Source organism: Gordonia sp. GN26 (assembly GCF_054823965.1).
The window spans coordinates 13,803-40,286 of sequence record NZ_JSYC01000046.1 but is presented as its reverse complement, the minus strand read 5'-3'; the positions used below and the strand labels follow the sequence as shown (position 1 = coordinate 40,286).

The following is a 26,484-nucleotide window of genomic DNA, read 5'->3' as shown; positions in this document are numbered from 1 at the left end:
GGGGGCACGATGAGTGTCTCACCGGTGTCCGACGACGAACTCGGCGACGCCGGAAAGGCTTTCGAGCGGTACTGGTCGGCGCGAACGGCCGTTCGGTCGCTTCGTGACCGCTGGCCGGTGGTCGGCGTGAACCGGGTGCTCGGCAACCGGTCCGGGATGTTGCGCCGGACCGCCGCCGAGGCCTACCTCGATCAGGCCCTCGGCCGGCCCAATCTCCGCGTCGTCCCAGACTGCGAGGTCCGACGGCTCGAGGTTGCCGGCCGGCGCCGTGTCACCGGTGTGCACACCGATCGATTCACGGTCAGGGCCGGCGAGGTGGTCCTCGCCGGCGGCGCACTGGGCACCGCCCAGCTCCTGCTCGCCTCGGACCTCGAGGCGCTCGGCGGGGCCGCATTCCTCGACGCCGGTGAACATCGCGGACTGGCCGTTTCCTACCGTCGGAAGGAACCGGCCGAGCCCGGCATGGTGCTGCCGACGGTGCTGCACACCGACGATGGACTCGAGATCCGTTGCTACCGAGATGATTTCGCGACCTACATCGAAGGCCTCCCGCGCGGCGGGCCGATGGTCGAGGTCACCGCGATGGACAGATCGCCGGTGCGTCTCGTCGCCGACGGTGGACGGATCCGCCTCGCGTTCGGAGAGCCGTCGGCCGAGGTCACCGCCGCAATGCGGGCGGGCGCCGACCTGGCGGTGGAGATGCTGCACTCGGCGGAGTTCGCCGGCCTCGTCGTGCCGGGCAGCGTCTCGGTGGCCGCGGTGCCGGGATTCTCACAGCACGCCTGGGGCACCATGCCCATGGGTGTGCGCACCGACGCGCTCGGCGCGGTCCACGGGGCCGAGGGCCTGCGGATCGTCGACGGGTCGATCCTGCCGACGGGGGGCCACAGCGGGCCGCATGCCACGATCATGATGGTGGCCGTCCATATCGGCAACCTCATCTCGGATGAGGGGTGAGCGAGGAACTGTTCGTCTACCCGCGTGACCGTTTCCTTCCCGCGGTGTCTGTTTCCTTCCCGCGGGTACTGTCCGATAAGCGGGAGGGAATCGGCCACGCGGAAACATCTACTACCGAAAGTCGTCGCCGGCTACTGGAACCAAGACCGTCCGGATCGGGAACACCTAGGCTGAATACATGTCTGGAACGTCGCTGTCGGATCCCGCGGTCCGGGAATTCCTGGCCTCCGGTACCAAGACCGGCCATCTCGGATACACCGCCGCCGATGGCAGGCCCCTGGTGGTCCCGGTATGGTTCGTCGTTGACGGCGACCGACTGGCGTTCAACACCGGTGAGACAACCGCGAAAGGACGTGCGCTCCTACGTGACCCGCGCGTGACGATGTCGATCGACCTGGCGGAACCGCCGTACGGCTTCGTCCAGGTGCAGGGCCGCGCGGTGGTGACGGAGGATCTCGACGAAGTCCGACGGATCGCCACGCTGTGCGGCGCTCGATACATGGGTGCCGAACGGGCCGAGGAGTTCGGTGCGCGCAACGGCGTGCCGGGCGAACTGGGTGTCTGGATCGAACCGAGCAAGGTCATCGCGGGTCTCGATGTCACCGCCTGAGCGGCCGGCACCCCGAACGCCGACGCGGCGTCGTGCCTGGCCCACCGCCCCGCTCGCGCCCACGCTGCCGAAGCAGTGCTGGGGATTCATGGTCGGGTCGGCGCTGTTCGCTCTCGGCTCGGCACCCGGATTCGGCGATCTCGCCGGCGCCGATGTCGTCAATCTGTGTTACTTCGTCGGCGCATGGTTCTTCACGGGCGCCGGGCTGATCCAGTTGGTGCGCAGCGCATCGCCCGTCGAGCTGAAGGCATCGATGCCGGGATCAGCAATCCGTGCCGAATGGCTCAGCGCCGCAACCCAGTCCGTCGGGACCCTGCTGTTCAACATCTCGACGACGAGCGCCCTGTTCGCCCACACGGTTGCCGGCGAGCGCCATCTCGTGTGGTCTCCCGACGCCGGTGGTTCGGTTGCCTTCCTGATCAGCGGCGCGGTCGCCTTCGCCGCGTACTCCCGGTCGACGGGTCACGGTTTCGACTTCGAGGACCGGGGCTGGTGGTCGGTCCTGGTGAACTGGGTGGGGTGTGTCGCGTTCGGGGTGTCGGCCGTCGGCGCCTTCGTGAACAAGGACGGTGTGACAGCCGATGCCATCGCCGCCAACGCCGGGACATTCGTGGGCGCGCTCTGCTTCTTCGTGGCGTCGGCGATCGTGCTGCCGGGAACCCGGCACCGCTGATCCGCGTCGCACGGGAGAACCTGTCGACGCGGGCCGGGATCTCCGTCGGCGCAACCGGTGCCGTGTTGTTCGGCCACGAGCGTCTACGTGACCACGCACGCAGGATCGGTCATCGATATCCTCGGCGCGGTCCCGCCGGTCGCTCGCTGAGCCGAAGTACAGTGTGAGCCGTGCGCCACGGCATCTGCATCCTCCCCGACCTGACCTGGGAACAGTCCCGACCGCGATGGATCCTGGCCGAGGAGATGGGGTTCGATCACGCCTGGACCTACGACCACCTCGTCTGGGGCGGCCTGCCGGACTCGCTGTGGTCGGGTTGTGTGCCGCTGCTGTCGGCGGCCGCCGTCGTCACGAGCACCATCGGACTCGGTGCCTTCGTGGTGTCGCCCAATTTCCGTCACCCGGCAGCGTTTTCGCGTGAGGTCGAGACCCTCGTGGACATCTCTGACGGCCGTTTCCTGCTGGGGCTGGGTGTCGGCGGCACACCGGACGACGCCGTGCTCGGGCAGCCGGAACTGACCGTCGGGCAGCGCGTCGACCGATTCCAGGAATTCGTCGGTCTTCTCGACCGGACCCTGAGCGAGGATCACGTCGACGCGGACGGCCCGTACTTCCGCGCGCGGGACATGCGCCTGGGGCGTGGGCCGGTACGAGATCGGGTGCCGTTCCTGCTCGCCGGCAACGGTCCACGTTCGGTGCGGTTCGCCGCGCGTCACGGCGACGCCTGGGTGACGACCGGCCAGGCAACAGAGGACCTCGACGAGTGGTTCGCATCCGTCGCACGGGCCGTCGGGGTCCTCGACGAGGAACTGGGTCGGCAACCGGGCCGTCGGATCGACCGATACCTCAGTCTCGAGGCTGCTCCGCGTAACCCACTCGAGAGCATCGACCTCTTCGACGACATGGTCGGACGCGCAGACGAACTCGGCTTCACCGACGTCATCGTCCCCTGGCCGCGCGACACCGAACCCTACAAGGCGTCGATGGACGTTCTCGAGGCGATCGCGGCACGCGGGCTCGGTCGGACCCCGTAGACACGGATCGGGCCGCGCGAAGAGATCGCGCGGCCCGATCGAAATTCCGCTGTCAGCTCCGAGAAGGTGTCGGGTCGACGACGGTCGGACGCCTCAGCTGCTCGGTGTCTCCTCGGCAGCGGCCCCGGCGACCACCGGTTCAGGCGTCGGCTCGGGTTCACCCGCGGCGTCGACCGCGATGTCGGTGGTCGTGTGTGCGGTGGGTGCGGAACCGTAGATCATCTGGGTGGGAACGAACTTCATGCCCAGCCAGTAGACCGCCATACCGAGACCGGCGCCGATGAACCAGGTGAAGCTGGCCTGGTAGGCGGTGCCGAAGATGACGACACAGATCGGCAGAACGGAGGCGACGACGGTCGAGCCCACGGCCACCGGGTTCCAGCCGTTGCGGTACCAGTAGGTGCCCTCGGGCTTCATCGTGAACAGGTCGTCGACGACGATCTTCTGCTTCTTGACCAGGTAGAAATCGGCGATCAGGATGCCGAACAGCGGACCGATCACGGCACCGAGCGTGTCCATCGTGTAGTGGATCGCGGTCGGGTTGTTGAAGAGATTCCACGGGGTGATCAGCACCGAACCGACGGCGGCGATCATGCCGCCGGTGCGCCAGCTGATCTTGGTGGGGGCCACATTCGAGAAGTCGAAGGCGGGGGAGACGAAGTTGGCGACGATGTTGATGCCGATCGTGGCGATGGCAAAGGTCAGCACACCGAGCACCGCGGCGGTGGTGTTGTCGATCTTGTCGACGATGTGGACCGGGTCGGTGATGATGTTGCCGTCCGCATCCGTGCCGATGACCGTCACCGCTGCCGAGACGGTGCACACGACGAGCAGCGAGAAGAACAGGAAGTTCACCGGCAGGCCCCAGAAGTTGCCCTTCTTCACCTCGCCGAAAGTCTTTCCGTAGCGGGAGAAGTCACCGAAGTTGAGCATCGGACCGGAGAAGTAGGAGACCACGAGCGCGAAGGCGCTGATCATCATCGTGATCGACGACCATCCGGTGAGGCCGTCGCCGACCGAGAGGTCGAGGCTCACGTTGTCCCAGCCCGCTTTGGCGATCAGGTAGCCGGCGAGCGCGATCATGACGACATAGACTGCGGGACCGCAGAAGTCGATGAACTTGCGGATGGTGTCCATTCCGTTCCAGAACACGAACGCCTGCAGGACCCACATCAGGAGGAAGCCGGCCCAGCCGAGCGCCGACAGTCCCATGAACCCGTGCTGGTCGACGTCGCCCCATGGTTCGAGACCCGGCCAGAACTTCAACGCCAGCAGGCCGAACGCGACCGAGGCCAGATAGGTCTGGATGCCGTACCAGACGACCGCGATCGCGCCGCGGATGATCGCCGGGATGTTGGCGCCCTTCACCCCGAAGGACACTCGTGTCGTCACCGGGTACGGGACACCGGCCATCTGCGAGGGTTTGGCGACGAGATTGCTGAGAATGTTCACGGCGACGATGCCGACCACGAGGGCGACGAGAACCTGCCACGCGGCGATACCCAGCGCGAACAGGCTACCGGCGAAGACGTAACCGCCGACGCTGTGCACGTCGGACATCCAGAACGCGAAGATGTTGTACCAGGTCCACTTCTGTTCTTTCAGTGGGGCCAGATCGGTGTTGGTGAGCCGGTCGTCGTAGCCGGCCTTGATGACGCTCTCGCCCGCGGCGCCGTGATGCGACTGCGCCGCCTCGGCAGGGGTCGGTGTGGACATGTGTTCTCCCGGTTCGTCTCTCAGCGTGGAAGACCGCTCTCAGGTGCGGCGATGCTGATGGGACAAAAATAGGAACGGTTTGTTACCCGACGATGAACGCGCAAATATATTCCGGCGGGTGAGCCGGTCGCCTCCGAAGAATGTTCGTCGTGGGACTCGTCAGTCGTGGCGGACGTCGAGGAGGTCGGCGGTCTCGACGATCGCGATCTCGAGTCGCTGGTGGTGCCGGCGTGCGACCTCGAGGACCGACGGGGTGTCGCGGTCGGCGAAGGCCCCGAGCAGGTCCTCGTGATCGGCGTTGAGTGCCGCCTGCGTCTCGGCGGTGACCGAGCGCATCATCTGGAACGGCTCGGTGAGGTTCCAAGTCGCCTCGAACATGTTGAGCAGTCGCGGCATCGCGCACGGGGTGGTGAGGGCGCGGTGGAACTCGCGGGACACATCGTGAAATGCCTTGCCGTCGTTGTACTTCACCGCGACGAGGAGTTCGGCGTGACGGTCCCGGGCGACCTGCAGAGCGGACTCGTCGATGAGCTCGACCGACCGGGCCAGCGCGGCCTGTTCCAGGGTGCCGCGCACGAAGTAGATCTCACGGAGCTCGTCGGCAGAGGGTTGGTTGACGCGGTACCCGGCGTTGGGTCGGTGCACGACAAGACCTTCGCCGACCAGGGTCTTCAGTGCTTCGCGCACGGGTATCGGACTGACCCCGAAGGCGTCGGCGATCTCGGCGGGCGGAATCTGGGTACCCGGGGGCGCACCACCGGACAGGATCAGCCGGCGGAGTTCCTCGAGCACGTTCGCACGCTCGTTGCCGGTGCGGGTGTCCGCCAGTTGCGCGAGCAACCGATCGGTCATCCGCCGGTTCACCGCATCACCCCGGGGCGCGTCGGGTACTTCGAGATCCACTCGGCGACCGCCTCGGTGAGCCGATGCTGGTTGCTGCGCTTGACGATCTCGTGGCCCTCGTCGTCGAACATCAGCATCTCGGCGACCGCGCCGCGGGCCTGGAGTTCGGCGACGATCTGTTGCGATTCGCTGACCGGGACGTTGGTGTCGTGTGCACCGTGCACCACGAGGAGCGGGGCGCGCACGTCGTCGATGCGATGGATGGGGGAGAGGTCGGCGAGCAGCTCGCGATCCGACTCGGGGTGACCGTATTTGGTGTACGCGGCGACGGCGATCCACGGTTCGGTGTTGCGGAAGAACGACTCGAGGTCGCTCATGCCGCAGATCGCGATGCCGGCCGCGAACAGGTCGGGGTGGAAGGTCAGGCAGGCCAGTGTCAGATAACCGCCGTAGGAGCGGCCCGAGCAGTACACCGAGTCCGGATCGGCGATTCCCAGGCGGCACAGCAGTTCCGCGCAATCCGCGGCATCGTTGATGCCCGCATACCGGCCGTAGCGGTCGTCGGCGTGGGAGAAGAGGCGACCGTAGCCCGACGAGCCACGGACGTTGGGGGCGAAGACGGTGATCCCGGCGTCGACGAGCGGGCCGAAGAGGAACTGGTAGTCCGGGCGGGTCTGTCCCTCGGGGCCGCCGTGGAAGTAGAGCAGCGTCGGACCTGGTCGGTCGTCGCGGTTCTCCTTCGCGGCCCGATACAGGAAACCCGACAGCGGCATGCCGTCCCGCGCGAAGAACTCCACCAGCTCGGGGCGGAGGAGGCTCGACGGACCCTCGCCGGTGACGACGTCGTCGCGCACCGGCGTCACCTTCCGGTTCGGGACGTCGATCAGGTGGACGAGCGGGGAGTGCTGGGGGCTCGACACGGTCACCGACACCACCGAGCCCGCCGCGCTGATCGACAGATCGTGGGCGACCTCGCCGGGGAGCTCGATCGGCGGATGCAGCGTCTGGTCGGGGAGGGTGAGAATCTGCAACTCGCTGCGGCCCTTGACGTTCCACAACAGCGCGACGGTCGACTGGTCGTGGCTGACGGCGAACTCGTCGAGCCCGATGTCGACGCGTTGCGCCATCACCCGGAACCGGACGCCGAACTTGCTCACCTCGACGCCGAGGAGCCGGGGGAACTTCGCGTCGAAGTCGCTGCGCACCAACGCCTGGACGCTGTCGAGGTCGCGGATGGGTTCGTTCGGCGCGGGAACGAAGACCAGCGATGTGTGGTCGAAGCCCTGGTCGAGCACATAACCCTGGTCGGTGACGGCGCCGGGGTCCTGGGGGAGCAGCGGCGTCATCGTGACCTCGTCGTCGGACGAGTCGGGACGGCGCCGGATCAGCAGCATGTCGTGATAACCGCGCGGGCCGACGCGGACGAGGGTCGCACCCTTCCAGGAATCGATCAGTTCGCTGCCGACGCGCAGGTCGAGGGTCCGGGTGGTCTGGGTGCCCGGGTGGACGCGCAGCGCGTGCGTGGTGCCGTCATGGTCGATCGCGGTGAGCAGGACCCAGTCGGTGTCCCAGCCGACGAGGCGGACGGTCCCGTAGGACCGGCCGTCCGGGCGGGTAGCCGCGATCCGGTGCGCGGTGTCGTCGTCGGGGTCGGTGGTCACCACCCAGACCTGGTGGTGCTCACCGCCACTGGGTGCGATCTCGACGGCCAGCCACCGGCTGTCGGTGGAATGCACGATCTTGCGGACCGGACCGGTGGACCGCAGCTTGACCCAGCGCAGGTCGCCGACCCCGTCACGCGACAGGGATCGCTGGGCCGCACGGGGATACCCGTTGCCGTCGTCGACGATGTAGGCGAACGCACTCCCGTCGGGTGAGAGGGAGGCGCCATAGGTCTTCCAACCGCGGTCGTCGAAACGCAGAGCAGTCACCGGCGGGCGTTCGCTTCCGTCGTCTGGAGCCACATCTCGAGGAGCGCGACCTGCCAGAGTTCGTTGCCGTCGAGACGGGTGCGGATGCCGTTGGGGTCGCCGAAGAGCTTGTCGAGCGCCTCGGGCCGGTAGAGCCCGCGGTCGACGGCGGCCTGCGACCGGAGGGTGTCGTTGACGAGGTCGAGGACCCCGCCGGTGAGGTGGCGGATGCCGGGCACCGGGAAGTAGCCCTTGGTCCGGTCGATCACCGCCGACGGCAGGAGCGACCGGCTCGCCTCCTTGAGAACGCCCTTGCCCCCGTGTGCGAGTTTGAGTTCGGCCGGGCAGCCGGCGGCGAGTTCGACGAACTCGTGGTCGAGGAACGGCACGCGGGCCTCGAGTCCCCAGGCCATCGTCATCGTGTCGACGCGTTTGACCGGGTCGTCGACGAGCATGACGGTGGTGTCGAGGCGCAGTGCCGCGTCGACCGAGGTGTCGGCCCCCGGCGCCGACTGGTGTGCCTGGGCGAAGGCGAAACTGGGGTCGTAGCCGGCCTCGAGGAGGTACTCGTCGGCGAGGATGCTGCGGATGTCGGCGTCGTCGCGGTCGAAGAAGACGTTCGCGTAGGCGCGGGTCGTGTCCTGGCGCGGCACACCGCGCAGCGGCGGGTACCAGCTGTAACCGCCGAGGATCTCGTCGGCGCCCTGCCCGGTCTGGACCACCTTGATGGACTTGCTGACCTCCTGCGACAGGAGATAGAAGGCCACGCAATCGTGGCTGACCATCGGCTCGCCCATGGCCGCGACGGTGTCGGGGATCGCGGGCAGCAACCGATCGGTGCCGATGTGGATCTTGTGGTGATCCGTCGCGAAGGTGTCGGCGATCAGATCGGAGTAGGCGTACTCGTCGCCGGATTCGCCTGCGGCCGAATCGAATCCGATGCTGAAGGTGGCCAGGTCGGTCTGCCCCTGCTCGGCGAGCAATGCCACGACGAGCGAGGAGTCGACGCCGCCGGACAGGAGCACGCCGACCGGGACGTCGGCGACCATGCGTCGCTTCACCGAGGTGCGCAGCGAGTCCAGGAGCTCGGCATGCCAACGCTGCTCGTCCCAGTCCGCGCGGTCGGGGTGGGCCTCGAATCGCGGCTCCCAGTACTTCCGTTCGGTGCGCCGACCGTCGGGGTGGATGACCATGACCGTGGCCGGGGGCAGTTTGCGGATGTCGTTGTAGATGGTGTGCGGGGCCGGTACCACCGCATGGAAGCTGAAGTAGTGGTGTAGAGCAACACGATCGATCGACGTGTCGACGTCACCGGCACGGAGCAGCGCCTGCACCGACGACGCGAAGCGCAACCGGCCCGGGGTGTCGGCCAGGTAGAGGGGCTTGATGCCCAGACGGTCGCGGCCGAGGGTCACCACGCCGGTGTCGGTGTCGACGATCGCGAACGCGAACATGCCGATGAAATGGTCCACGCAGTCGGGGCCCCAGGCATGGAAGGCCTTGAGGATCACCTCGCTGTCGGCGTGGGAGAAGAAGGAGTAACCCTTCCCCTCGAGTTCGGCCCGCAGCTCGTGGTGGTTGTAGATGCAGCCGTTGAAGACGAGCGCCAGTCCGAGTGCGGGGTCGATCATCGGCTGGCTGCCCTTCTCGGACAGGTCGATGATCTTCAGGCGCCGATGTCCGAGAGCCACAGACCCTTTCGCGAAGACGCCGCTCCCGTCGGGCCCCCGGCGCGTCATCTCGCAGGTCATCGCGTCGACGGTCGCCACGTCGGGCACGCTGCCGTCGAAACGGATCTCGCCGCAGATTCCGCACATGATCTCTGTCCTCCTGCTCGGTGGCGCCTGTCGGGCGGTTCCCCGTCGATACCGTCCCTCTTCGATACTGCCGCACGCGGAGGGCGGAGCCCGGGGTCTTGCGCCGCTCCGGCGGGGAGGGCGTCGACCGCAGGGCCATCTCTCACCCTATGAGCATCGCCGCCGAGAGGCAGGCCGAGATGATGTCGCGGATTTGGCCCGGCGAGCCGGGTGAGCTGTGGCTACGATCTGGCGAGGCGGAGGGAGCAACATTGTTCACACAGGTCAGGCGCCGTGTCGGCGGGCTTGCCGGTGTCGTCGTCGGTGCGGTGCTCGCGATGACGGCCGTGGGGTCGGCCCCCGCGTCGGCGGCCCCGCAGGGCTATGCGCCGGGGCCCGGATGCGCATGGCAGCTGATGTCGAACAGCACCGATCTCAACGTCGCCTTCCCCGACGCCAACGCGACCTACTGGGTGCTGCCGTACGCCCTCGGCCCGGGGGACTCGATCCGCCTGTCGGGGACCTTTCCGGCTGCCCGGTACTTCTCGCTCAACACCTACGGCACCGACCTCGACACGGTCGACACGCTGCGCGACAACCAGATCCGGCCCGATGCAGGCAGCATCAACCCCTTCGCCGCGCCGGTCGCGATGCCGCCCGCGTCGAAGCGCACGTGGCAGGCGACGGTCGTGCCCGGCGCCGCCGACCACTCGCGCAACGAGATCCGCGGTCTCCCGGCCGGTGGTCAGAACGCGCCTGTCGGCTTCCTCATCGTGCGGATCTACGTCCCCGACGACCCGAACTCCCCGAACGGCGGCGTGCCACTGCCGAACGTGACCTTCTCGATCGGAGGCCAGAAGATCCCCGTCGCGCCGTGCGCGCAACCGTTCAACCCGCGCGACTACGACGGGCCGATCGCGCAGGCCCTCACCACGGTCTTCGACGACGCGATCGGCAACGCCGCGTCGGCCTCCCTCCCCGGGAACGCGAAGGAGGCGACCTTCGTGAACCCGGCCAGCACGTCGGGCCTGTTCCCCAACGGCGACAACAAGTACATCGGTTCGCTGCTCAACTACCAGCCCGGACGCGTCGCGGTGATCCGCGGAAAGGCGCCGAGCTTCCCCGACACTCGCGCCGGGCAGTCGCCGGCAACCCCGGGCGAACAGCTTCGGTATTGGTCGATGTGTCAGAACGACAAGGTGACGCCCTACCCGGTCGTCGCCTGTGCGGCCGACCACGCGACCCGGATCGACGCCGACGGCTACTACACCTACGTCGTCGCGGCGCCCGGTGACCTGACCGCGGCGCAGGTGGCCGGCTCCGACCTGACCGTCATCCCATGGGGCAGCACGGCCGTGTCGAAGGTCGTCTTCCTCCGCAACATGCTGCCGTCGTCGGAGTTCTACCCGAGCAGCGTGCAGGCGTCGCAGGCGAACAAGTCCGACCCGGCGTCGTCGATGGGGCCCTACTATCCGCGCGCGACCTACTGCTCGGCCGAGACGGTGCGCACGGCCGGCTGGCAGGCCTGCTACCGGTAGCCACCGCTACCGATGTCTACTTCGGGGTCACCCAGGTGGTGATGTCGCAGTGCACGACTTCGGTGCCCTTGGTGTCGGTGATGCTGACCGACACGGTGACGTCCGTGCCGGTGGTGATGGTCGCGAGGTCGACCGGCTCGGCCAGGCGGGCCTCCGCGATGAGTCGGGTGGTGGCCTTCGCCAGGTACCGCGTCTCCATCGCCTTGGGGATCCAGCGGTGCGAGGTCGGGGTGGTGGCCTCCATGAGCACACCCATCGCGGCCTCGGCCAGGTTGCACGCCGCTATCGCGTGGAACGTGCCGATGTGGTTGTGGACCCCGAACCAGTTGGGGGCGGTGACCTTGGCGAAACCGGGCTCCATCTCCTGGACGAGCGGGAAGACGGTACCGAAGTACGGGGCCTTGGCGACCAGGCCCAGCGAGAACAGGACGTTCCCGAGAGCGTTGTCGGGAAGCTTCTTGCGCAGGGCGTAGGTGGAACCGATAGCAGCCATGCGGGTATCTTACTCACGGGTCAGTTGAGCGGACCGGGGGTGTGACGAGGTCGGATTTGAATCGGCACCCGCCTCTGTTGCATACTTGTCGGGTTGCCTTGACCGGCAGACGCACGTCGCACTCTGTGCCGACACCGCCGAAGTGGTCAGGTGAATGACTCCCAGGCCCGGTTAACGGGGAATGGGCGTGTAACGCGTGCTCCGAATCAGGTTCACGGACTCGACACGCCCGACCGCGGGTGCCGGAGCAAACAGGTTCGTTCCAGAGACGAGCCAACGTACAACGACAGATGAACAGCGTCGATTGCCGAATCTCACACGGCGGTCATGTGCTCAGCCGGCGAGAGCCTGCCCTGGTCACGCGGTGTTTGTCTGTCGAGAACAACTGACGGAAGAGGACACAGCGTGGCGGGACAGAAGATCCGCATCAGGCTCAAGGCCTACGACCACGAGGCGATCGACGCTTCGGCGCGCAAGATCGTGGAGACCGTGACCCGTACGGGTGCACGTGTCGTTGGCCCGGTGCCGTTGCCCACCGAGAAGAACGTGTACTGCGTCATCCGTTCGCCGCACAAGTACAAGGACAGCCGCGAACATTTCGAGATGCGTACCCACAAGCGACTCATCGACATCCTCGACCCGACCCCGAAGACGGTCGACGCGCTCATGCGCATCGACCTGCCGGCCAGTGTCGACGTCAACATCCAGTAGGACGGGGACGAGATAAATCATGAGCAACCAGAGTTCATCCAAGGGCATCCTGGGCACCAAGCTCGGCATGACCCAGGTTTTCGACGAGAACAACCGCGTCGTTCCGGTCACGGTCATCCAGGCCGGCCCGAACGTCATCACCCAGCTCCGTACGCAGGACCGTGACGGCTACACCGCCGTCCAGCTCGCCTACGGTGCCATCGATCCCCGCAAGGTGACCAAGCCGGTCGCCGGCCAGTACGAGAAGGCCGGGGTCACCCCGCGCCGTCACCTGGCCGAGATCCGCGTCAACGACGTCAGCGAGTTCGAGATCGGCCAGGAACTGACCGCCGAGATCTTCGCCGACGGCGCGCTGGTCGACGTCACGGGCACCTCGAAGGGCAAGGGTTTCGCCGGCGTCATGAAGCGCCACGGCTTCGCCGGTCTGGGCGCCAGCCACGGCGCTCACCGCGTGCACCGCGCACCGGGCTCGATCGGTGGCTGCGCCACCCCGGGCCGCGTGTTCAAGGGCATGCGGATGGCCGGTCGTATGGGTAACGACAAGGTGACCACGCAGAACCTCACCGTCCACAAGGTGGACGCCGAGGCCGGCCTGCTGCTGATCAAGGGAGCGATCCCGGGTCGCAAGGGCGGCATCGTGGTGGTCCGCGACGCAGTGAAGGGTGGTGCGAAGTAGTGAGCACCGAGACCACGACCAAGTTGACGCTGGACGTCAAGACCGCCGACGGCAAGACCAACGGAACCGTTGACCTGCCGGCCGCGCTCTTCGACGCTCCCGCCAACATCGCGCTGATGCACCAGGTCGTCGTGGCCCAGCAGGCCGCGGCTCGCCAGGGCACGCACTCGACCAAGACCCGCGGCGAGGTCCGCGGCGGTGGCGCCAAGCCTTACCGCCAGAAGGGCACCGGCCGTGCGCGTCAGGGTTCGACCCGTGCACCGCAGTTCACCGGTGGTGGCACCGTCCACGGCCCGCAGCCGCGTGACTACAGCCAGCGCACCCCCAAGAAGATGAAGGCCGCCGCCCTGCGCGGTGCCCTGAGCGATCGCGCTCGCAACGAGCGCATCCACGTGATCACCGAACTGGTTGCGGGGCAGGCCCCCTCGACCAAGGCGGCTCGCGAGTTCCTGGAGAGCCTCTCCGATCGTCGCAAGTTCCTGGTCGTTCTCGGCCGCGAGGACCTGACGGCGTGGAAGAGCGTGGCGAACCTGAACAACGTGCTCCCGATCGCTCCCGATCAGCTCAACACCTACGACGTCCTGGATTCGGACGAGGTTGTGTTCAGCGTCGAGACGCTCAATGCCTTCATCGAGCAGAACACGGCGGATGCCAAGGCTGCCGTCGAGAAGACAGCAGAGGAGGCCTGACATGACGACCGTTGCCGATCCGCGCGACATCATCCTGGCGCCCGTGATCTCCGAGAAGTCCTATGGACTCATGGAGGACAACGTGTACACCTTCCTGGTGCACCCGGAGTCCAACAAGACCGAGATCAAGATCGCGATCGAGAAGATCTTCGGTGTGAAGGTTGCCAGCGTCAACACCGCGAACCGACAGGGCAAGCGCAAGCGGACCCGCTCCGGCTACGGCCAGCGCAAGTCCACCAAGCGCGCCATCGTGTCGTTGACCGCAGACAGCAAGCCCATCGAGATCTTCGGAGGCTCGGTCAGCTGACCGGGACTTCGGCGAGAAGGACTAGATACTCATGGCTATTCGTAAGTACAAGCCGACGACCCCGGGTCGTCGTGGGGCCAGCGGCTCCGACTTCGCCGAGGTCACCCGTGACCATCCGGAGAAGTCGCTGGTGCGTCCGCTCCACGGGCGCGGTGGCCGTAACGCTCACGGCCGCATCACCACTCGTCACAAGGGTGGCGGCCACAAGCGTGCCTACCGTCTGATCGACTTCCGTCGTAACGACAAGGACGGCATCAACGCCAAGGTCGCTCACATCGAGTACGACCCCAACCGCACCGCGCGCATCGCGCTGTTGCACTACGTCGACGGCGAGAAGCGCTACATCATCGCGCCGAAGAACCTGAAGCAGGGCGACATCGTCGAGAGCGGTCCGGCCGCCGACATCAAGCCCGGCAACAACCTGCCGCTGCGCAACATCCCGACCGGTACCCAGGTCCACGCCGTGGAGCTGCGCCCGGGCGGTGGCGCCAAGATGGCACGTAGCGCTGGCGCGTCGATCCAGCTGCTCGGCAAGGAAGGCTCCTACGCCACGCTGCGTATGCCTTCCGGCGAGATCCGTCGTGTCGACGTGCGCTGCCGCGCAACCGTCGGCGAGGTGGGCAACGCCGAGCAGAGCAACATCAACTGGGGCAAGGCCGGCCGTATGCGCTGGAAGGGCAAGCGCCCGACCGTCCGCGGTGTCGTCATGAACCCGGTTGACCACCCGCATGGTGGTGGTGAGGGCAAGACCTCCGGTGGTCGCCACCCGGTCTCGCCGTGGGGTAAGCCCGAGGGCCGCACCCGTAAGAACAAGGCCAGCGACAAGCTGATCGTCCGTCGCCGTCGCACCGGCAAGAACAAGCGATAACAGGAGGAGGTAAGAGAATGCCACGCAGCCTCAAGAAGGGCCCGTTCGTCGACGACCACCTCCTGAAGAAGGTGGACGTCCAGAACGAAAAGGGCACCAAGCAGGTCATCAAGACCTGGTCCCGCCGTTCGACCATCATTCCCGACTTCATCGGTCACACCTTTGCCGTCCATGACGGACGCAAGCACGTGCCGGTGTTCATCTCGGACTCGATGGTCGGTCACAAGCTGGGCGAGTTCGCCCCCACCCGCACCTTCAAGGGTCACATCAAGGATGACCGGAAAGCGAAGCGCCGCTGATGACTACGCAGACCGATAATCCGACCGCCAAGGCCACCGCGAAGTTCGTGCGCGTCACGCCGATGAAGGCCCGCCGCGTGCTGGACCTCATCCGCGGCAAGAACGTGGACGAGGCACTGGACATTCTGCGGTTCGCCCCGCAGTCGGCGTCCGAGCCCGTGTACAAGGTGCTGGCCAGCGCTGTCGCCAACGCAGAGAACAACCTGGATCTGGATCGCCGGACCCTGGTCGTCGCCACCGCGTTCGCCGACGAGGGCCCGACCCTCAAGCGCTTCCAGCCGCGTGCCCAGGGCCGCGCATTCCGTATCCGCAAGCGCACCAGCCACATCACCGTGGTCGTGGAGAGCCTGCCGGAGAAGGCAGCCGGCGGCCGTGGCCGCTCGCGTCAGCCGAAGAAGAAGGGAGCCTAGTAGTGGGCCAGAAAATCAACCCGCACGGCTTCCGTCTGGGCATCACCACCGACTGGAAGTCGCGGTGGTACGCCGACAAGCAGTACGCGGACTACGTCAAGGAAGATGTCGCGATCCGCAAGCTCCTCTCCACGGGGCTCGAGCGCGCAGGCATCGCGAAGGTGGAGATCGAGCGCACCCGTGACCGGGTTCGCGTCGACATCCACACCGCGCGTCCGGGCATCGTCATCGGTCGCCGTGGCGCCGAGGCCGATCGCATCCGCGGCGACCTGGAGAAGCTGACCGGTAAGCAGGTCCAGCTGAACATCCTCGAGGTCAAGAACGCAGAGTCCGAGGCCCAGCTGGTGGCCCAGGGCGTCGCCGAGCAGCTGAGCAACCGTGTGGCGTTCCGCCGCGCGATGCGCAAGGCGATCCAGTCGGCGATGCGTCAGCCGAACGTGAAGGGCATCCGGGTCCAGTGCTCGGGTCGTCTGGGCGGCGCTGAGATGAGCCGCAGTGAGTTCTACCGCGAGGGACGCGTGCCGCTGCACACGCTGCGCGCCGACATCGACTACGGACTCTACGAAGCCAAGACCACCTTCGGCCGTATCGGTGTGAAGGTGTGGATCTACAAGGGCGACATCGTCGGTGGACGCCGCGAGCTGGCTGCGGCCGCTCCGGCAGCCGAGGATCGCCGTCCGCGCCGGCCCAGCCGGCCCCGGCGTAGCGGTGCCTCGGGCACCACTGCGACGAGCACCGACGCCGCTCGCGCGGCCGAGGCCGCTCCCGCCGAGGCCACTGCTGGTGCGGCTGAGAAGCAGGAGGGCTAGGCCATGTTGATCCCACGTCGGGTCAAGCACCGCAAGCAGCATCACCCCAGCCTCAAGGGGCAGGCCAAGGGCGGCACCAAGGTGACGTTCGGCGATTACGGCATCCAGGCTCTGGAAGGCGCGTACATCACGAACCGTCAGATCGAGTCCGCTCGTATCGCGATCAACCGGCACATCAAGCGTGGCGGCAAGGTCTGGATCAACATCTTCCCGGACCGCCCGCTCACCAAGAAGCCGGCCGAAACCCGCATGGGTTCGGGTAAGGGTTCGCCCGAGTGGTGGGTCGCCCCGGTCAAGCCGGGTCGCGTGCTGTTCGAGATGACCTACCCGAATGAGGAGATCGCTCGCGAGGCCCTGCGCCGCGCCCAGCACAAGCTCCCCATCAAGACCCGGATCGTGACACGAGAGGAGCAGTTCTGATGTCTCTCGGAGTTGCTGCGAACGAGCTGCGCGAGCTCAACGACGCCGATCTGGTCGACCGCCTGAAGGAGTCGAAGGAAGAGCTCTTCAACCTTCGCTTCCAGATGGCCACCGGCCAGCTCGACAACAACCGCCGTCTGCGCACCGTGCGTCGCGAGATCGCACGTATCTACACCGTCATGCGTGAGCGTGAGCTGGGCCTGGCGTCGGGACCGGAAGGTGAAGACGCATGAGTGAGGACCAGAAAGTGACCGAAAACCAGGCTGCCGAGCGTAACCGCCGCAAGGAGCGGATCGGCTACGTGGTCAGCGACAAGATGCAGAAGACCATCGTGGTCGAGCTGGAAGATCGTAAGAGCCACCCGCTCTACAAGAAGATCATCCGGACCACGAGCAAGGTCAAGGCACACGACGAGAACGGCGATGCCGGCGTCGGTGACCGCGTGCGGATCATGGAGACCCGCCCGCTGTCGGCGACCAAGCACTGGCGTCTGGTCGAGGTGCTGGAGAAGGCCAAGTAAGCCGACTCCCAGCGAGATCGACACCCGAACGGCCCGTTCCCCTCTCGAGGGGGACGGGCCGTTTGTCGTGCCGGGGGTGCGTACGCCGTTCCCGTTCGTTCCCCCGATGGATTGACCGCGTCACCGGTGGATGTGAGGGTTGACCTGATGGCCGCGACCGATGCATCTCTCTCCGACAAACCGACGGAACATCCGGCTTGGGTGCGTCGGATCTTCGAATCCGACTCGGCCGAGCCGGATCTCGACCATGTCCGCCGGATAGGCGCGCGCTTCCTCGGCCTCGGCTTCATCGGCTACCCGATCGTCTCGTTCGCGGCGATCGCCTCCGCCGCCACGGTGACCGCCTCCTGGTGGGTTCCGCTGAGCATCCTGCTGTCCGTCGGGCCCGGAATCCTCCTGATTCTCTTCAGCTTCCGCCGGGGCATGTCCTGGCTCGGCCCCCTGGCCCTGGCCACCTGGGGTGGCTATCTGTTGGCCATCGCGCTGTGGTTCCCGGCGTGGACCGGGACCACGCTGGCCGACCCGGAAGACGTGGCGCAGTGGATGATCGCGTTCTGCGGAATGCCGAGCATGGTGCTGATGCTCGTCAATGCCAGGCTCGGTGCGATCAGTCTCGTCGTGTCGTCCGTTGTCTCGCATGTCTCGCAGCAACTCGGGCGGTTCGGGGCGATCACCTCGGATCTGGTGTTCGAGATCATGTGGTCGGTCGTGTTCACCGCGGTCTTCCTCGCGGTTGTCCTCGTGGCCGCCCGCACCGGACGGCATCTGGACGAGACCCGTGAGGAGACCTACCGGAACGCGGCGAATGTCGCCGCGGAGGCGGCCCGCGAGGTCGAGAAGGCACGGTTCGACGCCATCGTCCACGACCGGGTGATCGCGTCCCTGCTCGCGGTGCAACCGGGCACACCGGATCACCGCCTCGCCGCACAGGCCCGCTCCGCTCTCGAGGAACTGGTCCGCGTGCCGACCGAAGGCGACGCCGAATTGGTGTCACGAGCGGAGACGCTCCGCCGGATCAGGTCGGCCGCCGCCGACGTCTCCGAGCGATTCGAGGTCCAGGTCCTCGGCGCTGCGGCCGACTCCGACGGTACGAGGGTCGCTCGGTGGGACCACGTCGACTATCCCGTGGAAGTCGTGCAGGCGGTTGTCGAGGCGATGTCCGAGGCGCTGCGCAACGTCGTCCGGCACGCCGGGCCCGATGCCGAGTGCGCGGTGATCGTGCAGCTCGCGCCGGAGGTGCTGAGCATGGCGGTCGTCGACAACGGCACCGGCTTCGATCCGGACTCGGTGGGCCCCGGTCGGGTCGGGATCGCGGTCAGCATCCGCGGCCGGATGTCCCGACTGCCCGGTGGCCACGCGCAGGTGCACAGTCGGCCGGGCCGTGGGACCACCGTCCAGATCGGGTGGGAGCGGTCGTGATCGGGGACCGGGCACGCCACCGGGACGCGGAGCGGGGAGCGGTCGTCAACGCCTTCGGCATCGGCTCGCGTCCGTTGTGGGTGACGATGGGAGCCTTCGGTTGCGGTTATCTCGCCGTCACCGTGTACGCCAACGCGGATGTGACCGGGGTGTGGCAGTGGGTCGGGATCATCGCCGGTTTCCTGTTCTTCGCAGCCGGCGCATTCCTGATCCTCGACGCGCCCGGCGACCCGTTGCCGGTGCCGACCACGGTGCTGATCGCAGTGCTGGCAGTCGCCGGGGTGACAGCCTCCCTTTTCTCGCTGCCGTTCCCGTTGACGCATGTCATGCAGACCGGCCCGTCCATTGGTGCGTCGGTCATCGTCCTCGCCTTCGTCGCGGTGCGCGGCCGACCACTGGCAGCGTGGAGCGCGAGCATCGTGATCTCGCTGGTGGCGACCGAGTGGGGGCATGTCGCGATCGGGGATGCGATGTGGGGTCTGGCGGTGACCCTGCCCGGCTACGCGATCATGATCATGGGCTCGTTGTTCTCGCTCATGCTGCGGCCGATGGCCCGGCAACTGTACGGGCTGCGTGAGGCCAACGAACGGCAGGCGGCGCGTGATGCTGCGGCGGCCGCGGCGGCCGAGGTTCGGAGCCGGCGCCTGGCAGCGCTCGACGAACGTGCCCGGCCGATTCTCACCCGCATCGCCGAGCGACAGGAGTTCAGTGCCGAGGAGGTCGCCGTCGCCCGCCTCATCGAAGCCCAGCTCCGCGACGGCATCCGAGCATCGGATCTCGACGTGCCGGAGGTCCGGGACGCGGCGTGGCGTGCTCGGCAGCGGGGCGTGAAGGTGGTGCTGCTCGACGACGGCGGTCTGTCCGTCCTCGCCGAAGAGGAGGCCGCGCGGACTCGTGATCGGCTTGGTGCCGCGGTTGCCGAACTCCTTGCCGACGCGGAGAGCGGTCGCGTGACCGTTCGCATCCACCCGCCGGGTCGGAACACTCTGGCGTCGGTGGGGGTCGACACCGACGATCAGGTGGAACTGGTCGAGTTCACGACCGCGGGGGCGGCTCTTCAAGAGGCTTCGGCGGACCGGCGGTTGTCCAGATGAGCACGACGACACGGTCCCACAGCACCGTGGGTGCGGTGCGTGCGGCGCGTGTCGTCGATCGCGTTCGCCGAGGCCTGGGGCGCGGTATCCGCGAGGACCCCTCCGACCTCGACCGGCAGAAGCGGATCGGGTGCAGGTTCGTCGGGAGCGGACTCCTCGCCTTTGCCACCGTCATGATCCCGGTCGCGGTGATGCGAGCCGACCTCGCGGCGTCCTGGTGGACGCCGGTGAGCTTTCTGCTGGTGGTCGTGCCCGCCGTTCTCTTGGTGGCCTCGACCTTCCTGACCGTTCCGCGAGCTCTGCTGGGACTGGTCTGTGCCTGCGCATTGGGTTATCTCGCTGCGACGCTCCTGTGGTTCCCGGCCTGGCTCGGTGAACCGGACGAGGAGGCCCGCTGGGCGGTGTGGCTGTTGCAGTTTCCCTCTGTGCCGAGCTTCGGACTGGTCGTCATGCTGCGCACCGGCCTGGCCGTGACTAACCTGGTCGTCGCCACCTTTGCTGTGCACGCTGCCAACCAGATCGCCCGCTACGGGGAGCTCCGTCCCGTCGAGTTGCTGAGTGTCCCGCTGTCCGCGGCGCTTGCCGGGGTGTTCCTGGCCGTGGCCTTGGCTGCGGTGCGCAACGTGCGTGCCCTCGACGCGCGGCACCCCGCAGTCCTTTCGATGACCGCGAGGGCCGCTGCCGGCGCGGCACAGGAGGCGGAGCGTTCCCGGTTCGCCGCCTTGATCCACGACCACGTGATCGCCACCCTCCTGGCCGTTCGGGAGGGGCCACCCGACCCGCGGCTCGCGGAGCAGGCGGCATCGGCGATCGACGAACTCGACCGCAGCACCGTACCGCCGTCAGAAGTCACGGCTCGGACCTTCGACTCGCGGTTGGAGGAGACCGTCGCTTCGATGGGCGGGTTCGCCTCGTACACGCACGTCGTCACGTCACCCGGGGTGGGTTATCCGGCGCAGGTCGTGGAGGATGTGGTCGACTGCGTGGCCGAGGCCACCCGGAACTGTGTGCGGCATGCGGGCCCGGACGCGCGCTGCGAGGTCACCGCCGAGTTCGGGCGCGGCTTCGTGAAGGTGACCGTGGTCGATGACGGAGTGGGCTTCGATCCCGCCGTCGTCGATCCGAGGCGCTTCGGTATCGCGGTCGGCATCCGTGCGCGAATGGCCGGTCTGCCGGGCGGCAGCGCGGAGATCGAGAGCGCGCCGGGCCAGGGCACGGCCGTCACCGTCGAATGGAGGCGGCCATGAACTCGCATCCGATGCCCGAGGAAGCGATCGACCTCGACGCGACGACCGAAAATCTTTTCGGACTCGGCTCGCCGCTGCTCGTCAGAGCTCTCCTCGTCTTCGCGTTGATCTACGTGGCCGTGACCATCGGCGCCGGTTGGCAGATCCGATCGGTCGGCACCTGGGTCGCGCTGACGGCGGGTTTCGTCCTGTTCGTGGTGGCCACGTCTTTGCTCATGCGCTACGGCCGGACGACGCTGCCGTGGGGCACCGCAGCGGTGGTGACCGTCCTGACCGTCGCCGGACTCGCGATGTCGTTCTGGACTCTCTCGCTCGACACGTACCTGACCCTTCAGACCACGCCCGCGAGCTCGGCGTTGACGATCATCCTGGCCATGGTGGTGCTGTACCGGCGACCTCTGTTCGCGTGGGTGGGGGCGTTCTGCGCCACTGGGCTGGCTGCGGTCACCGGGCAGATGATCGGCATCGGCTACGCGGTCGGGGCCGGCAACACCCTCTTCTGTTATCCCGTCCTGGTGCTGGCAACACTGTTCGGGCTCATGGCGATCCCGATGCCCGACCGCCTCCGCAGCCTTCGGGAGCAGGCGTTCGCGCAGGCGGCGGAGGAGGCAGCGACGGCGGCGTCGGCCGACGAACGGAGAAGGCAGCTCGAGCGTCTCGACGCGGGCGCACGTCCGATCCTGGAGCAGATCGCCGGCGGACACGAGTTCGGCCCCGAGGAGGCGCGCGACGTGCGCCTGACGGAGGCGCAGCTCCGCGACACCATCCGCGCGCCCGGCTGGGACGCGCCGGAGGTGGCTGAGTCGGTGTGGGCCGTGCGCCGACGCGGCGTCTCCGTCCGGTTGCTCGACGACGGCGCCCTCGACGACTACGCGTCAGACGACCTCGACGACGAATCCTCGCCCGGGAGCCTCGCACGTCGGATGCTCGTCGAAGAGTTGACCGCGGTCGAGTCGACATCCGCCGCTCACGGCAGTGTCACCGCCCGCATCCTGCCGGCGGGACGGGACGTGCTCGCCTCGATCGTGGTCGACGTCGGCCTCCGCATGCGCCGGGTGGAGATCCACCGGGACTCCGGCGTCAGCGTGGACGCCACCCCGGTGGGAGATGTGGACACCTCGGGGACCGCCCCAGGTCCGGTCGCCCCGGCTTGAGGCGATCCGTCAGGGCTGCTGATCCCGGAGCCAGGCCAGGACGTCGCGCGTGACCGGTCGCGCGGCATCGGCGTACTCCGGATGCTTCTTCAGGAACGCCGCAACGAGGGGGCAGACCCCGACGATGACCAGCCCGCGCGACCGGGCGTCGTCGAGTGCCTCTCGAACCAGGATCGTCGCGAGTCCCCGGCCACCGAACTCCTCGGCGACCTCGGTGTGGAAGAAGACCCGTTCGGTGACCGCGCCTGAGTCATCGGCGCGGTCCCGGTACTCGGCGAAGCCCGCGACGGCACCGTCGGCCGTCCCCTCGACGGTGATCTCGTAGCGACGGGCCGAGGCGTTGTCCCGAACCGATGTCTCAGCACCGGTCTTGTCGGTGGTCTGCTTTTCTGCGCCGGCCTTCTGCGCGCCGGCCTCATCTCGGGTCACGAGTGCCAGCTTGCCACGACCTGTACGAGCACGAGTTCCATCTGCTGTTGCCGCTGGCTCGGCGGCACATTGCGATCATTCACTCGGGTTTCCATGAAAGCTGATTCACTCCGGTTTCCGTGAAATTTGACAGATGCGAAATGCCAGATCCGCGACGATGTGATAGACAATTTACGGAATCAATAAGTGCCGCTAACTACATGGTATTTGACCTCGTTCCAAACAATCCGCAGGCGAGCTGGTTGTGACACGGGGTCGCCGTGTGCTTCGCGCTTGTTGCTCGTCAAGGTGTGAAAGGACTCTGACATATGCCCAGAGGTACCGCGACGCTCTCGGCTCTGGATGCATCTCTCGCACACTCTCGTTCAATGAATCCATTCGGTATTTATGTGTTCGATGGAGAAAAAGACTTACCTTCGTTTGGTCGAATCCGGACCGTTCTTGCACAGCGGGCGAGTGAGATACCGCTGCTCGGTGTAAAGGTCGTCTCACCATCGCCTTGGATCTACCCCCGGTGGACGGTCGATCCAACGGGTGCTGACGAGAAGATCTTCGAACTCGATTCGGCACCGACGTGGGACCGAGTGCTCGCCTGGCTTCAAGACCATGTGGATGACGACATCGATCCTCATTCTCGCCCATGGCGATTGTTTGTCGCGCGTCACGTCTCAGGGGTGCCGGGAACTGTTAAGCCGTGCGCAGTGGTTATCACCCAGCACAGCCATGCACTTGCTGACGGCATGGCTTGGTCGGAGGTCGCAGCGAGCTTGTTCGGTAGCGAACGAACGGCTATCGGCCCCGTTGCAACTGTCGACCGGGTCCGCAAGCTTGACTTCGTTCGGGAATTGGCCGGTATTCCGGTGGACATCGTCCGTGCGTGTCGACCCTTGATCAGGCTGGCGAAGGCCGGGCCTGGTCACGTTCACAATGCGACAAATGTGATTACGCAACCGCAGGCCGCATTCGACAGGTGGATTCGTGTTCGACCACTGCGCAAGGATGTATTCAAGGTGCCGGGAGAAACGGTCACGACGAGCGCCGTGTGGCGGGCCGCGGTCGGCATCGACAGATATCGGCGCAGATTCGGACTGGATGTCTCCGAACTCAGCTTCGAGGTGCCCCTCTCCATTCGCCGGAGTGGGGAGCCCAACGTCAGTAATGCTCTAGTGCTGAGGCAGGTGGACGCGGCGTTAGAGAAGGACGACGAAACGAAACTGGCTTTGATCGGCACGACGATGGCGGAGGCGCGGCGCTTCGCGCGCGGGTCTGAAGCCCAGCTGACCACGCAGGTGGCCGACCTTCTGCCCGCGCGGCTCGTACAGCGGGACGTCCCTCCGAAAGCTTCTCCGGTGTCCGTCTCGAGCTACGTTCGCCGCGGACCTCTCGAGTTGCTCGGCGCGCAATGTCTCTGGAGTGGTGGAGGTGTCGGCCGTGACAACGCCGCCCTATCGGTACGGGCCATCGGATACGGGGACACCGTCGCGATGTCCGTATCCGGGAACTCACACGCGATCGATCACCCCGACGTCCTCGTCGACCTGATGTTGGGCGCATGACACCGCGTTCGCGCCGGACGCTCACCGACGGATTATCGGACCCTCTGCTGACCACGGGAAGTTGATCCACTTGTCGGTCGTGCGCCAGGTGTAGTCGGGCACCGTGATGGTGTGTGGCTTCTTGTAGAGAACGGCGTTGCGTACCTGTGCGACGCGGCCTTGCTCCTGGCAGAAGTCGTTGACCAGCTTGAGGGTCTTCCCGGTGTCGGCGACATCGTCGACGACCAGCACCCGCTGATCGGACAGTCCGCTGGACTCGAGTAGCGACGGCAGCATGACCGGCTCCGAGAGAGTCTCGCCGACGCCGGTGTAGAACTCGACGTTCAGCGAGATCATCAGCTTGCAGTCAAGGGCGTAGGCGATCGCGCCGGCCGGGATCAGGCCGCCGCGGGCGATGCCCAGGATGATGTCGGGCACGAAACCGTCGTCGACGACCTGCCGCGCGAGTTCGCGGCAGGCGGTGCCGTTGAGCTCCCACGTGAGGATCTCGCGGTCGGTGTCAGGGTTCGTCATTGGGACACTCTCTCAAAAGGTAGCGGGCAGCTCAGGTCGACTGGTCGCCGTTCCGCTCTCGATCGTTGCCCTCGACCGCAGGACGAGGCTCCTGCACCAAACGGTTATCGGTACGCATTGGTATGACCTCGAGAGTGTTATGGACTCTACGATGCACGCCCTGAGACACTGTCATTCGACTTGGCTAATGTACGGCGACCCAAGAACGATCAGCAGGGTAAGCACTTGACTGGCCGTGCAAGCGGCTGTCGCTGCGTTGTCACCGGCCTCGCGATGGATAGGCTGGAGTGTGTCCGGTTCGATTCTCGAATGCGGCGCGAAGAACCTACTGAAGGAAGAGATGCCTGTGGCCGGTGGTCAACAATCCCCGGATGCCATGCACCAACCCCGGCATCGGCGGCCCGATGAGGGAACCCCGACTGTGGAGTGGACCGAGCCCGAGGACTCGCGGGACGGCTCGGACGACGTGGCGGCAAAGTTGCGGGCGTGGCGTCTGGAGAATGAGCGTATGGGCGCCCCGACGAACGGATCGAACGATTCCGCCGGCGAGCGTGATGTACATGCCGAGTCACACGTGGACCGGGCAGACAGGGCACCGACGGAACCGGGGTCCGAGCCGGCGAGCACGGACCTGAGTAGCAGGTCTACGAATCCCGTGTCCGCGACGACCGTCGATGACTCGGGCAATCCAACGACAAACCTCTCCGCTCACGCACCGTTCATCGAAGCAGCCGCTGCACGTGGCGTCGATGACGCGGCGCTGCGGGGCGACGCTATGCAGGTGACGACCGACGGCGTCGAAGTGAGATCGAATAGTGTCCGAGCCACCAAATCGGCTGAGCCGGGGAGGATCCCTGCCATCGAGGTCAACAACCTTCGGAAGAGTTTCAAGGACACCCTCGCGGTACGGGACGTGAGCTTTTCCGTTCCGGCGGGCAGCATCGTCGCGTTACTCGGACCGAATGGTGCCGGCAAGACGACCACGGTGAACATGCTGTGCACCCTTCTCAAACCGGACGGGGGCTCCGCAACCGTCAACGGGCACGATGTCGTCTCAGATTCGGCTGCCGTGCGCCGGTCGATCATGCTGACCGGCCAGTTTGCTGCGCTCGATGAGTCACTCACGGGGCGCGAGAACCTGATTCTGTTCGGACGCCTGCTCGGACTCCCCAAATCCGCCGCAAAGTCCCGTGCCGACGAGTTGCTCGACACCTTCGGGCTTTCTGATGCCGCCGGGAAGCGGGTGGGCCAATACTCGGGCGGTATGCGCCGGCGTATCGACATCGCGTGTGGCCTCGTCACCTCTCCGAAGGTGGTGTTCCTCGACGAGCCGACCACAGGTCTCGACCCCCGCAGCCGGCTTGAAGTGTGGTCGCTGGTCGGGCGGCTCCGCGACGAGGGGGTGACGATCTTGCTCACCACGCAATACCTCGAAGAGGCCGACGTGTTGTCGGACAACATCGTGGTCATAGACAAAGGGCAGGTCATCGCGCAAGGCACTTCGGACGAGCTCAAGGAGGCGACCGGCGCGGCGTATTGCGAGGTCACTCCCGCTCACACTGCCGACCTGCCCAGGCTGTTCGAGGTGTTGGCCGACCTCATGGCGGGTGGCGCGGCACATACTGATGAACACGCCGTTTCGGTTCCTGCCCCGCGTGGGACCGAAACACTCGTCGAGGTCATCCGTCGCACCACCGAAGCGTCGATTCAGCTATCTGACGTAGCGATGCGACGCCCGTCGCTGGATGAGGTGTTCCTGGCGCTGACCGATCCCGAATCGGGCGGGGGGTAGT

General features: G+C 66.6%; 29 protein-coding genes. 22 read left to right on the top strand and 7 right to left on the bottom strand.

The features are described from left to right. The 4 genes from mftG to OK17_RS11875 form a co-directional block, all read left to right on the top strand. On the top strand, positions 1-957 hold a 957-nt coding region (gene mftG, locus OK17_RS11890; RefSeq protein ID WP_461417555.1), incomplete at its 5' end, for a mycofactocin system GMC family oxidoreductase MftG. Between the two features lie 178 nt (positions 958-1,135). Beyond that, positions 1,136-1,567: a PPOX class F420-dependent oxidoreductase gene (locus OK17_RS11885; RefSeq protein ID WP_232718304.1), complete on the top strand. Its 432-nt coding sequence runs from the start codon at positions 1,136-1,138 to the stop codon at positions 1,565-1,567. 88 nt (positions 1,568-1,655) lie between these two features. Continuing rightward, entirely contained in the window at positions 1,656-2,240 is a 585-nt protein-coding gene (locus tag OK17_RS11880) for a hypothetical protein (RefSeq protein ID WP_232718323.1), read from the top strand. A 170-nt stretch (positions 2,241-2,410) separates the two neighbouring features. Further along, complete coding sequence (locus OK17_RS11875; RefSeq protein WP_461417554.1) at positions 2,411-3,274, top strand: LLM class flavin-dependent oxidoreductase; 864 nt, start codon at positions 2,411-2,413, stop codon at positions 3,272-3,274. A 93-nt stretch (positions 3,275-3,367) separates the two neighbouring features. Here the strand turns inward: OK17_RS11875 and OK17_RS11870 are convergent, their stop codons facing one another. The 4 genes from OK17_RS11870 to OK17_RS11855 form a co-directional block, all read right to left on the bottom strand. Then, entirely contained in the window at positions 3,368-4,990 is a 1,623-nt protein-coding gene (locus OK17_RS11870; protein ID WP_232718306.1) for an NCS1 family nucleobase:cation symporter-1, read from the bottom strand. Positions 4,991-5,149: 159 nt separating this feature from the next. Beyond that, a complete protein-coding gene (locus OK17_RS11865) occupies positions 5,150-5,842 on the bottom strand; it encodes a GntR family transcriptional regulator (protein ID WP_232718307.1) in 693 nt (230 codons plus the stop codon). Positions 5,843-5,850: 8 nt separating this feature from the next. Then, positions 5,851-7,764 (bottom strand): S9 family peptidase, encoded by a 1,914-nt coding sequence (locus OK17_RS11860; RefSeq protein WP_461417553.1) that lies wholly within the window; start codon positions 7,762-7,764, stop codon positions 5,851-5,853. Then, entirely contained in the window at positions 7,761-9,560 is a 1,800-nt protein-coding gene (locus OK17_RS11855) for an N-acetylglutaminylglutamine amidotransferase (protein WP_461417552.1), read from the bottom strand. Before OK17_RS11855 ends, OK17_RS11860 begins: the two co-directional genes overlap by 4 nt. A gap of 317 nt (positions 9,561-9,877) precedes the next feature. Between OK17_RS11855 and OK17_RS11850 the strand changes: the two genes are divergently transcribed. Next, positions 9,878-11,077, top strand: coding sequence for a hypothetical protein (locus OK17_RS11850; RefSeq protein WP_232718324.1), 1,200 nt, complete (start codon positions 9,878-9,880; stop codon positions 11,075-11,077). Positions 11,078-11,093: 16 nt separating this feature from the next. Here the strand turns inward: OK17_RS11850 and OK17_RS11845 are convergent, their stop codons facing one another. Further along, on the bottom strand, positions 11,094-11,570 hold the full coding sequence (locus tag OK17_RS11845) for a hotdog fold domain-containing protein (protein WP_232718310.1): 477 nt from the start codon (positions 11,568-11,570) through the stop codon (positions 11,094-11,096). A 405-nt stretch (positions 11,571-11,975) separates the two neighbouring features. On the opposite strand from OK17_RS11845, the gene rpsJ reads away from it, so the two are divergent. The 15 genes from rpsJ to OK17_RS11770 all read left to right on the top strand — a co-directional run bounded on the left by rpsJ (position 11,976) and on the right by OK17_RS11770 (position 22,193). After that, entirely contained in the window at positions 11,976-12,281 is a 306-nt protein-coding gene (gene rpsJ, locus OK17_RS11840) for a 30S ribosomal protein S10 (protein WP_003938093.1), read from the top strand. A gap of 19 nt (positions 12,282-12,300) precedes the next feature. Beyond that, complete coding sequence (gene rplC / locus OK17_RS11835; protein ID WP_005194633.1) at positions 12,301-12,957, top strand: 50S ribosomal protein L3; 657 nt, start codon at positions 12,301-12,303, stop codon at positions 12,955-12,957. Next, positions 12,957-13,646 (top strand): 50S ribosomal protein L4, encoded by a 690-nt coding sequence (gene rplD, locus OK17_RS11830; RefSeq protein ID WP_006866075.1) that lies wholly within the window; start codon positions 12,957-12,959, stop codon positions 13,644-13,646. Before rplC ends, rplD begins: the two co-directional genes overlap by 1 nt. 1 nt (position 13,647) lies before the next feature. Continuing rightward, a complete protein-coding gene (rplW, locus tag OK17_RS11825; RefSeq protein WP_005194638.1) occupies positions 13,648-13,953 on the top strand; it encodes a 50S ribosomal protein L23 in 306 nt (101 codons plus the stop codon). A 31-nt stretch (positions 13,954-13,984) separates the two neighbouring features. Next, the gene (gene rplB / locus OK17_RS11820) at positions 13,985-14,821 is read left to right on the top strand and encodes a 50S ribosomal protein L2 (protein WP_127962541.1); all 837 of its coding nucleotides are present in this window, start codon (positions 13,985-13,987) and stop codon (positions 14,819-14,821) included. A 17-nt stretch (positions 14,822-14,838) separates the two neighbouring features. Then, complete coding sequence (gene rpsS, locus OK17_RS11815; protein WP_004020551.1) at positions 14,839-15,120, top strand: 30S ribosomal protein S19; 282 nt, start codon at positions 14,839-14,841, stop codon at positions 15,118-15,120. Then, positions 15,120-15,530: a 50S ribosomal protein L22 gene (gene rplV, locus OK17_RS11810; protein WP_005194644.1), complete on the top strand. Its 411-nt coding sequence runs from the start codon at positions 15,120-15,122 to the stop codon at positions 15,528-15,530. Before rpsS ends, rplV begins: the two co-directional genes overlap by 1 nt. Positions 15,531-15,532: 2 nt before the next feature. Next, positions 15,533-16,339 (top strand): 30S ribosomal protein S3, encoded by an 807-nt coding sequence (gene rpsC / locus OK17_RS11805; protein WP_004020549.1) that lies wholly within the window; start codon positions 15,533-15,535, stop codon positions 16,337-16,339. A gap of 3 nt (positions 16,340-16,342) precedes the next feature. Next, the gene (gene rplP / locus OK17_RS11800; RefSeq protein WP_004020548.1) at positions 16,343-16,759 is read left to right on the top strand and encodes a 50S ribosomal protein L16; all 417 of its coding nucleotides are present in this window, start codon (positions 16,343-16,345) and stop codon (positions 16,757-16,759) included. After that, a complete protein-coding gene (rpmC, locus tag OK17_RS11795; protein WP_005194647.1) occupies positions 16,759-16,992 on the top strand; it encodes a 50S ribosomal protein L29 in 234 nt (77 codons plus the stop codon). The genes rplP and rpmC overlap by 1 nt, the downstream gene beginning before the upstream one ends. Beyond that, positions 16,989-17,279, top strand: a complete 291-nt coding sequence (rpsQ, locus tag OK17_RS11790) for a 30S ribosomal protein S17 (protein ID WP_005194649.1) — start codon at positions 16,989-16,991, stop codon at positions 17,277-17,279. The genes rpmC and rpsQ overlap by 4 nt, the downstream gene beginning before the upstream one ends. Positions 17,280-17,426: 147 nt before the next feature. Beyond that, positions 17,427-18,698: a sensor histidine kinase gene (locus tag OK17_RS11785; RefSeq protein WP_461417551.1), complete on the top strand. Its 1,272-nt coding sequence runs from the start codon at positions 17,427-17,429 to the stop codon at positions 18,696-18,698. Further along, positions 18,695-19,792, top strand: coding sequence for a hypothetical protein (locus OK17_RS11780; RefSeq protein ID WP_461417550.1), 1,098 nt, complete (start codon positions 18,695-18,697; stop codon positions 19,790-19,792). Before OK17_RS11785 ends, OK17_RS11780 begins: the two co-directional genes overlap by 4 nt. Next, positions 19,789-21,039, top strand: a complete 1,251-nt coding sequence (locus tag OK17_RS11775) for a sensor histidine kinase (RefSeq protein ID WP_461417549.1) — start codon at positions 19,789-19,791, stop codon at positions 21,037-21,039. The genes OK17_RS11780 and OK17_RS11775 overlap by 4 nt, the downstream gene beginning before the upstream one ends. Continuing rightward, positions 21,036-22,193 carry a hypothetical protein gene (locus tag OK17_RS11770; protein WP_232718314.1) on the top strand — a complete coding sequence of 386 codons (1,158 nt, stop codon included), beginning with the start codon at positions 21,036-21,038 and terminating at the stop codon, positions 22,191-22,193. The genes OK17_RS11775 and OK17_RS11770 overlap by 4 nt, the downstream gene beginning before the upstream one ends. Positions 22,194-22,202: 9 nt before the next feature. On the opposite strand, the gene OK17_RS11765 is transcribed toward OK17_RS11770, so the two are convergent. Next, positions 22,203-22,622 carry a GNAT family N-acetyltransferase gene (locus OK17_RS11765; protein ID WP_461417548.1) on the bottom strand — a complete coding sequence of 140 codons (420 nt, stop codon included), beginning with the start codon at positions 22,620-22,622 and terminating at the stop codon, positions 22,203-22,205. Between the two features lie 368 nt (positions 22,623-22,990). Here OK17_RS11765 and OK17_RS11760 point away from each other — a divergent pair, with 368 nt between their 5' ends. After that, the gene (locus OK17_RS11760; RefSeq protein WP_461417547.1) at positions 22,991-24,178 is read left to right on the top strand and encodes a WS/DGAT/MGAT family O-acyltransferase; all 1,188 of its coding nucleotides are present in this window, start codon (positions 22,991-22,993) and stop codon (positions 24,176-24,178) included. 21 nt (positions 24,179-24,199) lie between these two features. On the opposite strand, the gene OK17_RS11755 is transcribed toward OK17_RS11760, so the two are convergent. Continuing rightward, entirely contained in the window at positions 24,200-24,691 is a 492-nt protein-coding gene (locus OK17_RS11755; RefSeq protein ID WP_461417546.1) for a phosphoribosyltransferase, read from the bottom strand. A gap of 376 nt (positions 24,692-25,067) precedes the next feature. Here OK17_RS11755 and OK17_RS11750 point away from each other — a divergent pair, with 376 nt between their 5' ends. After that, the gene (locus tag OK17_RS11750) at positions 25,068-26,483 is read left to right on the top strand and encodes an ATP-binding cassette domain-containing protein (protein ID WP_461417557.1); all 1,416 of its coding nucleotides are present in this window, start codon (positions 25,068-25,070) and stop codon (positions 26,481-26,483) included. Position 26,484: the final 1 nt, after the last annotated feature.

Bases quoted from the DNA above. Each gene is read 5' to 3' on its own strand.
- rplP (WP_004020548.1), top strand. From the start codon at position 16,343: ATGTTGATCCCACGTCGGGTCAAGCACCGCAAGCAGCATCACCCCAGC.
- OK17_RS11865 (WP_232718307.1), bottom strand. From the start codon at position 5,842: ATGACCGATCGGTTGCTCGCGCAACTGGCGGACACCCGCACCGGCAAC.
- OK17_RS11850 (WP_232718324.1), top strand. From the start codon at position 9,878: ATGACGGCCGTGGGGTCGGCCCCCGCGTCGGCGGCCCCGCAGGGCTAT.
- OK17_RS11785 (WP_461417551.1), top strand. From the start codon at position 17,427: ATGGCCGCGACCGATGCATCTCTCTCCGACAAACCGACGGAACATCCG.
- rplC (WP_005194633.1), top strand. From the start codon at position 12,301: ATGAGCAACCAGAGTTCATCCAAGGGCATCCTGGGCACCAAGCTCGGC.
- rplV (WP_005194644.1), top strand. From the start codon at position 15,120: ATGACTACGCAGACCGATAATCCGACCGCCAAGGCCACCGCGAAGTTC.
- OK17_RS11855 (WP_461417552.1), bottom strand. From the start codon at position 9,560: ATGTGCGGAATCTGCGGCGAGATCCGTTTCGACGGCAGCGTGCCCGAC.
- rplW (WP_005194638.1), top strand. From the start codon at position 13,648: ATGACGACCGTTGCCGATCCGCGCGACATCATCCTGGCGCCCGTGATC.
- rplB (WP_127962541.1), top strand. From the start codon at position 13,985: ATGGCTATTCGTAAGTACAAGCCGACGACCCCGGGTCGTCGTGGGGCC.
- OK17_RS11845 (WP_232718310.1), bottom strand. From the start codon at position 11,570: ATGGCTGCTATCGGTTCCACCTACGCCCTGCGCAAGAAGCTTCCCGAC.
- rpsQ (WP_005194649.1), top strand. From the start codon at position 16,989: ATGAGTGAGGACCAGAAAGTGACCGAAAACCAGGCTGCCGAGCGTAAC.
- rpsS (WP_004020551.1), top strand. From the start codon at position 14,839: ATGCCACGCAGCCTCAAGAAGGGCCCGTTCGTCGACGACCACCTCCTG.
- OK17_RS11760 (WP_461417547.1), top strand. From the start codon at position 22,991: ATGAATCCATTCGGTATTTATGTGTTCGATGGAGAAAAAGACTTACCT.
- OK17_RS11775 (WP_461417549.1), top strand. From the start codon at position 19,789: ATGAGCACGACGACACGGTCCCACAGCACCGTGGGTGCGGTGCGTGCG.
- rpmC (WP_005194647.1), top strand. From the start codon at position 16,759: ATGTCTCTCGGAGTTGCTGCGAACGAGCTGCGCGAGCTCAACGACGCC.
- OK17_RS11880 (WP_232718323.1), top strand. From the start codon at position 1,656: ATGGTCGGGTCGGCGCTGTTCGCTCTCGGCTCGGCACCCGGATTCGGC.
- OK17_RS11770 (WP_232718314.1), top strand. From the start codon at position 21,036: ATGAACTCGCATCCGATGCCCGAGGAAGCGATCGACCTCGACGCGACG.
- OK17_RS11870 (WP_232718306.1), bottom strand. From the start codon at position 4,990: ATGTCCACACCGACCCCTGCCGAGGCGGCGCAGTCGCATCACGGCGCC.
- OK17_RS11885 (WP_232718304.1), top strand. From the start codon at position 1,136: ATGTCTGGAACGTCGCTGTCGGATCCCGCGGTCCGGGAATTCCTGGCC.
- OK17_RS11755 (WP_461417546.1), bottom strand. From the start codon at position 24,691: ATGACGAACCCTGACACCGACCGCGAGATCCTCACGTGGGAGCTCAAC.
- OK17_RS11750 (WP_461417557.1), top strand. From the start codon at position 25,068: ATGCACCAACCCCGGCATCGGCGGCCCGATGAGGGAACCCCGACTGTG.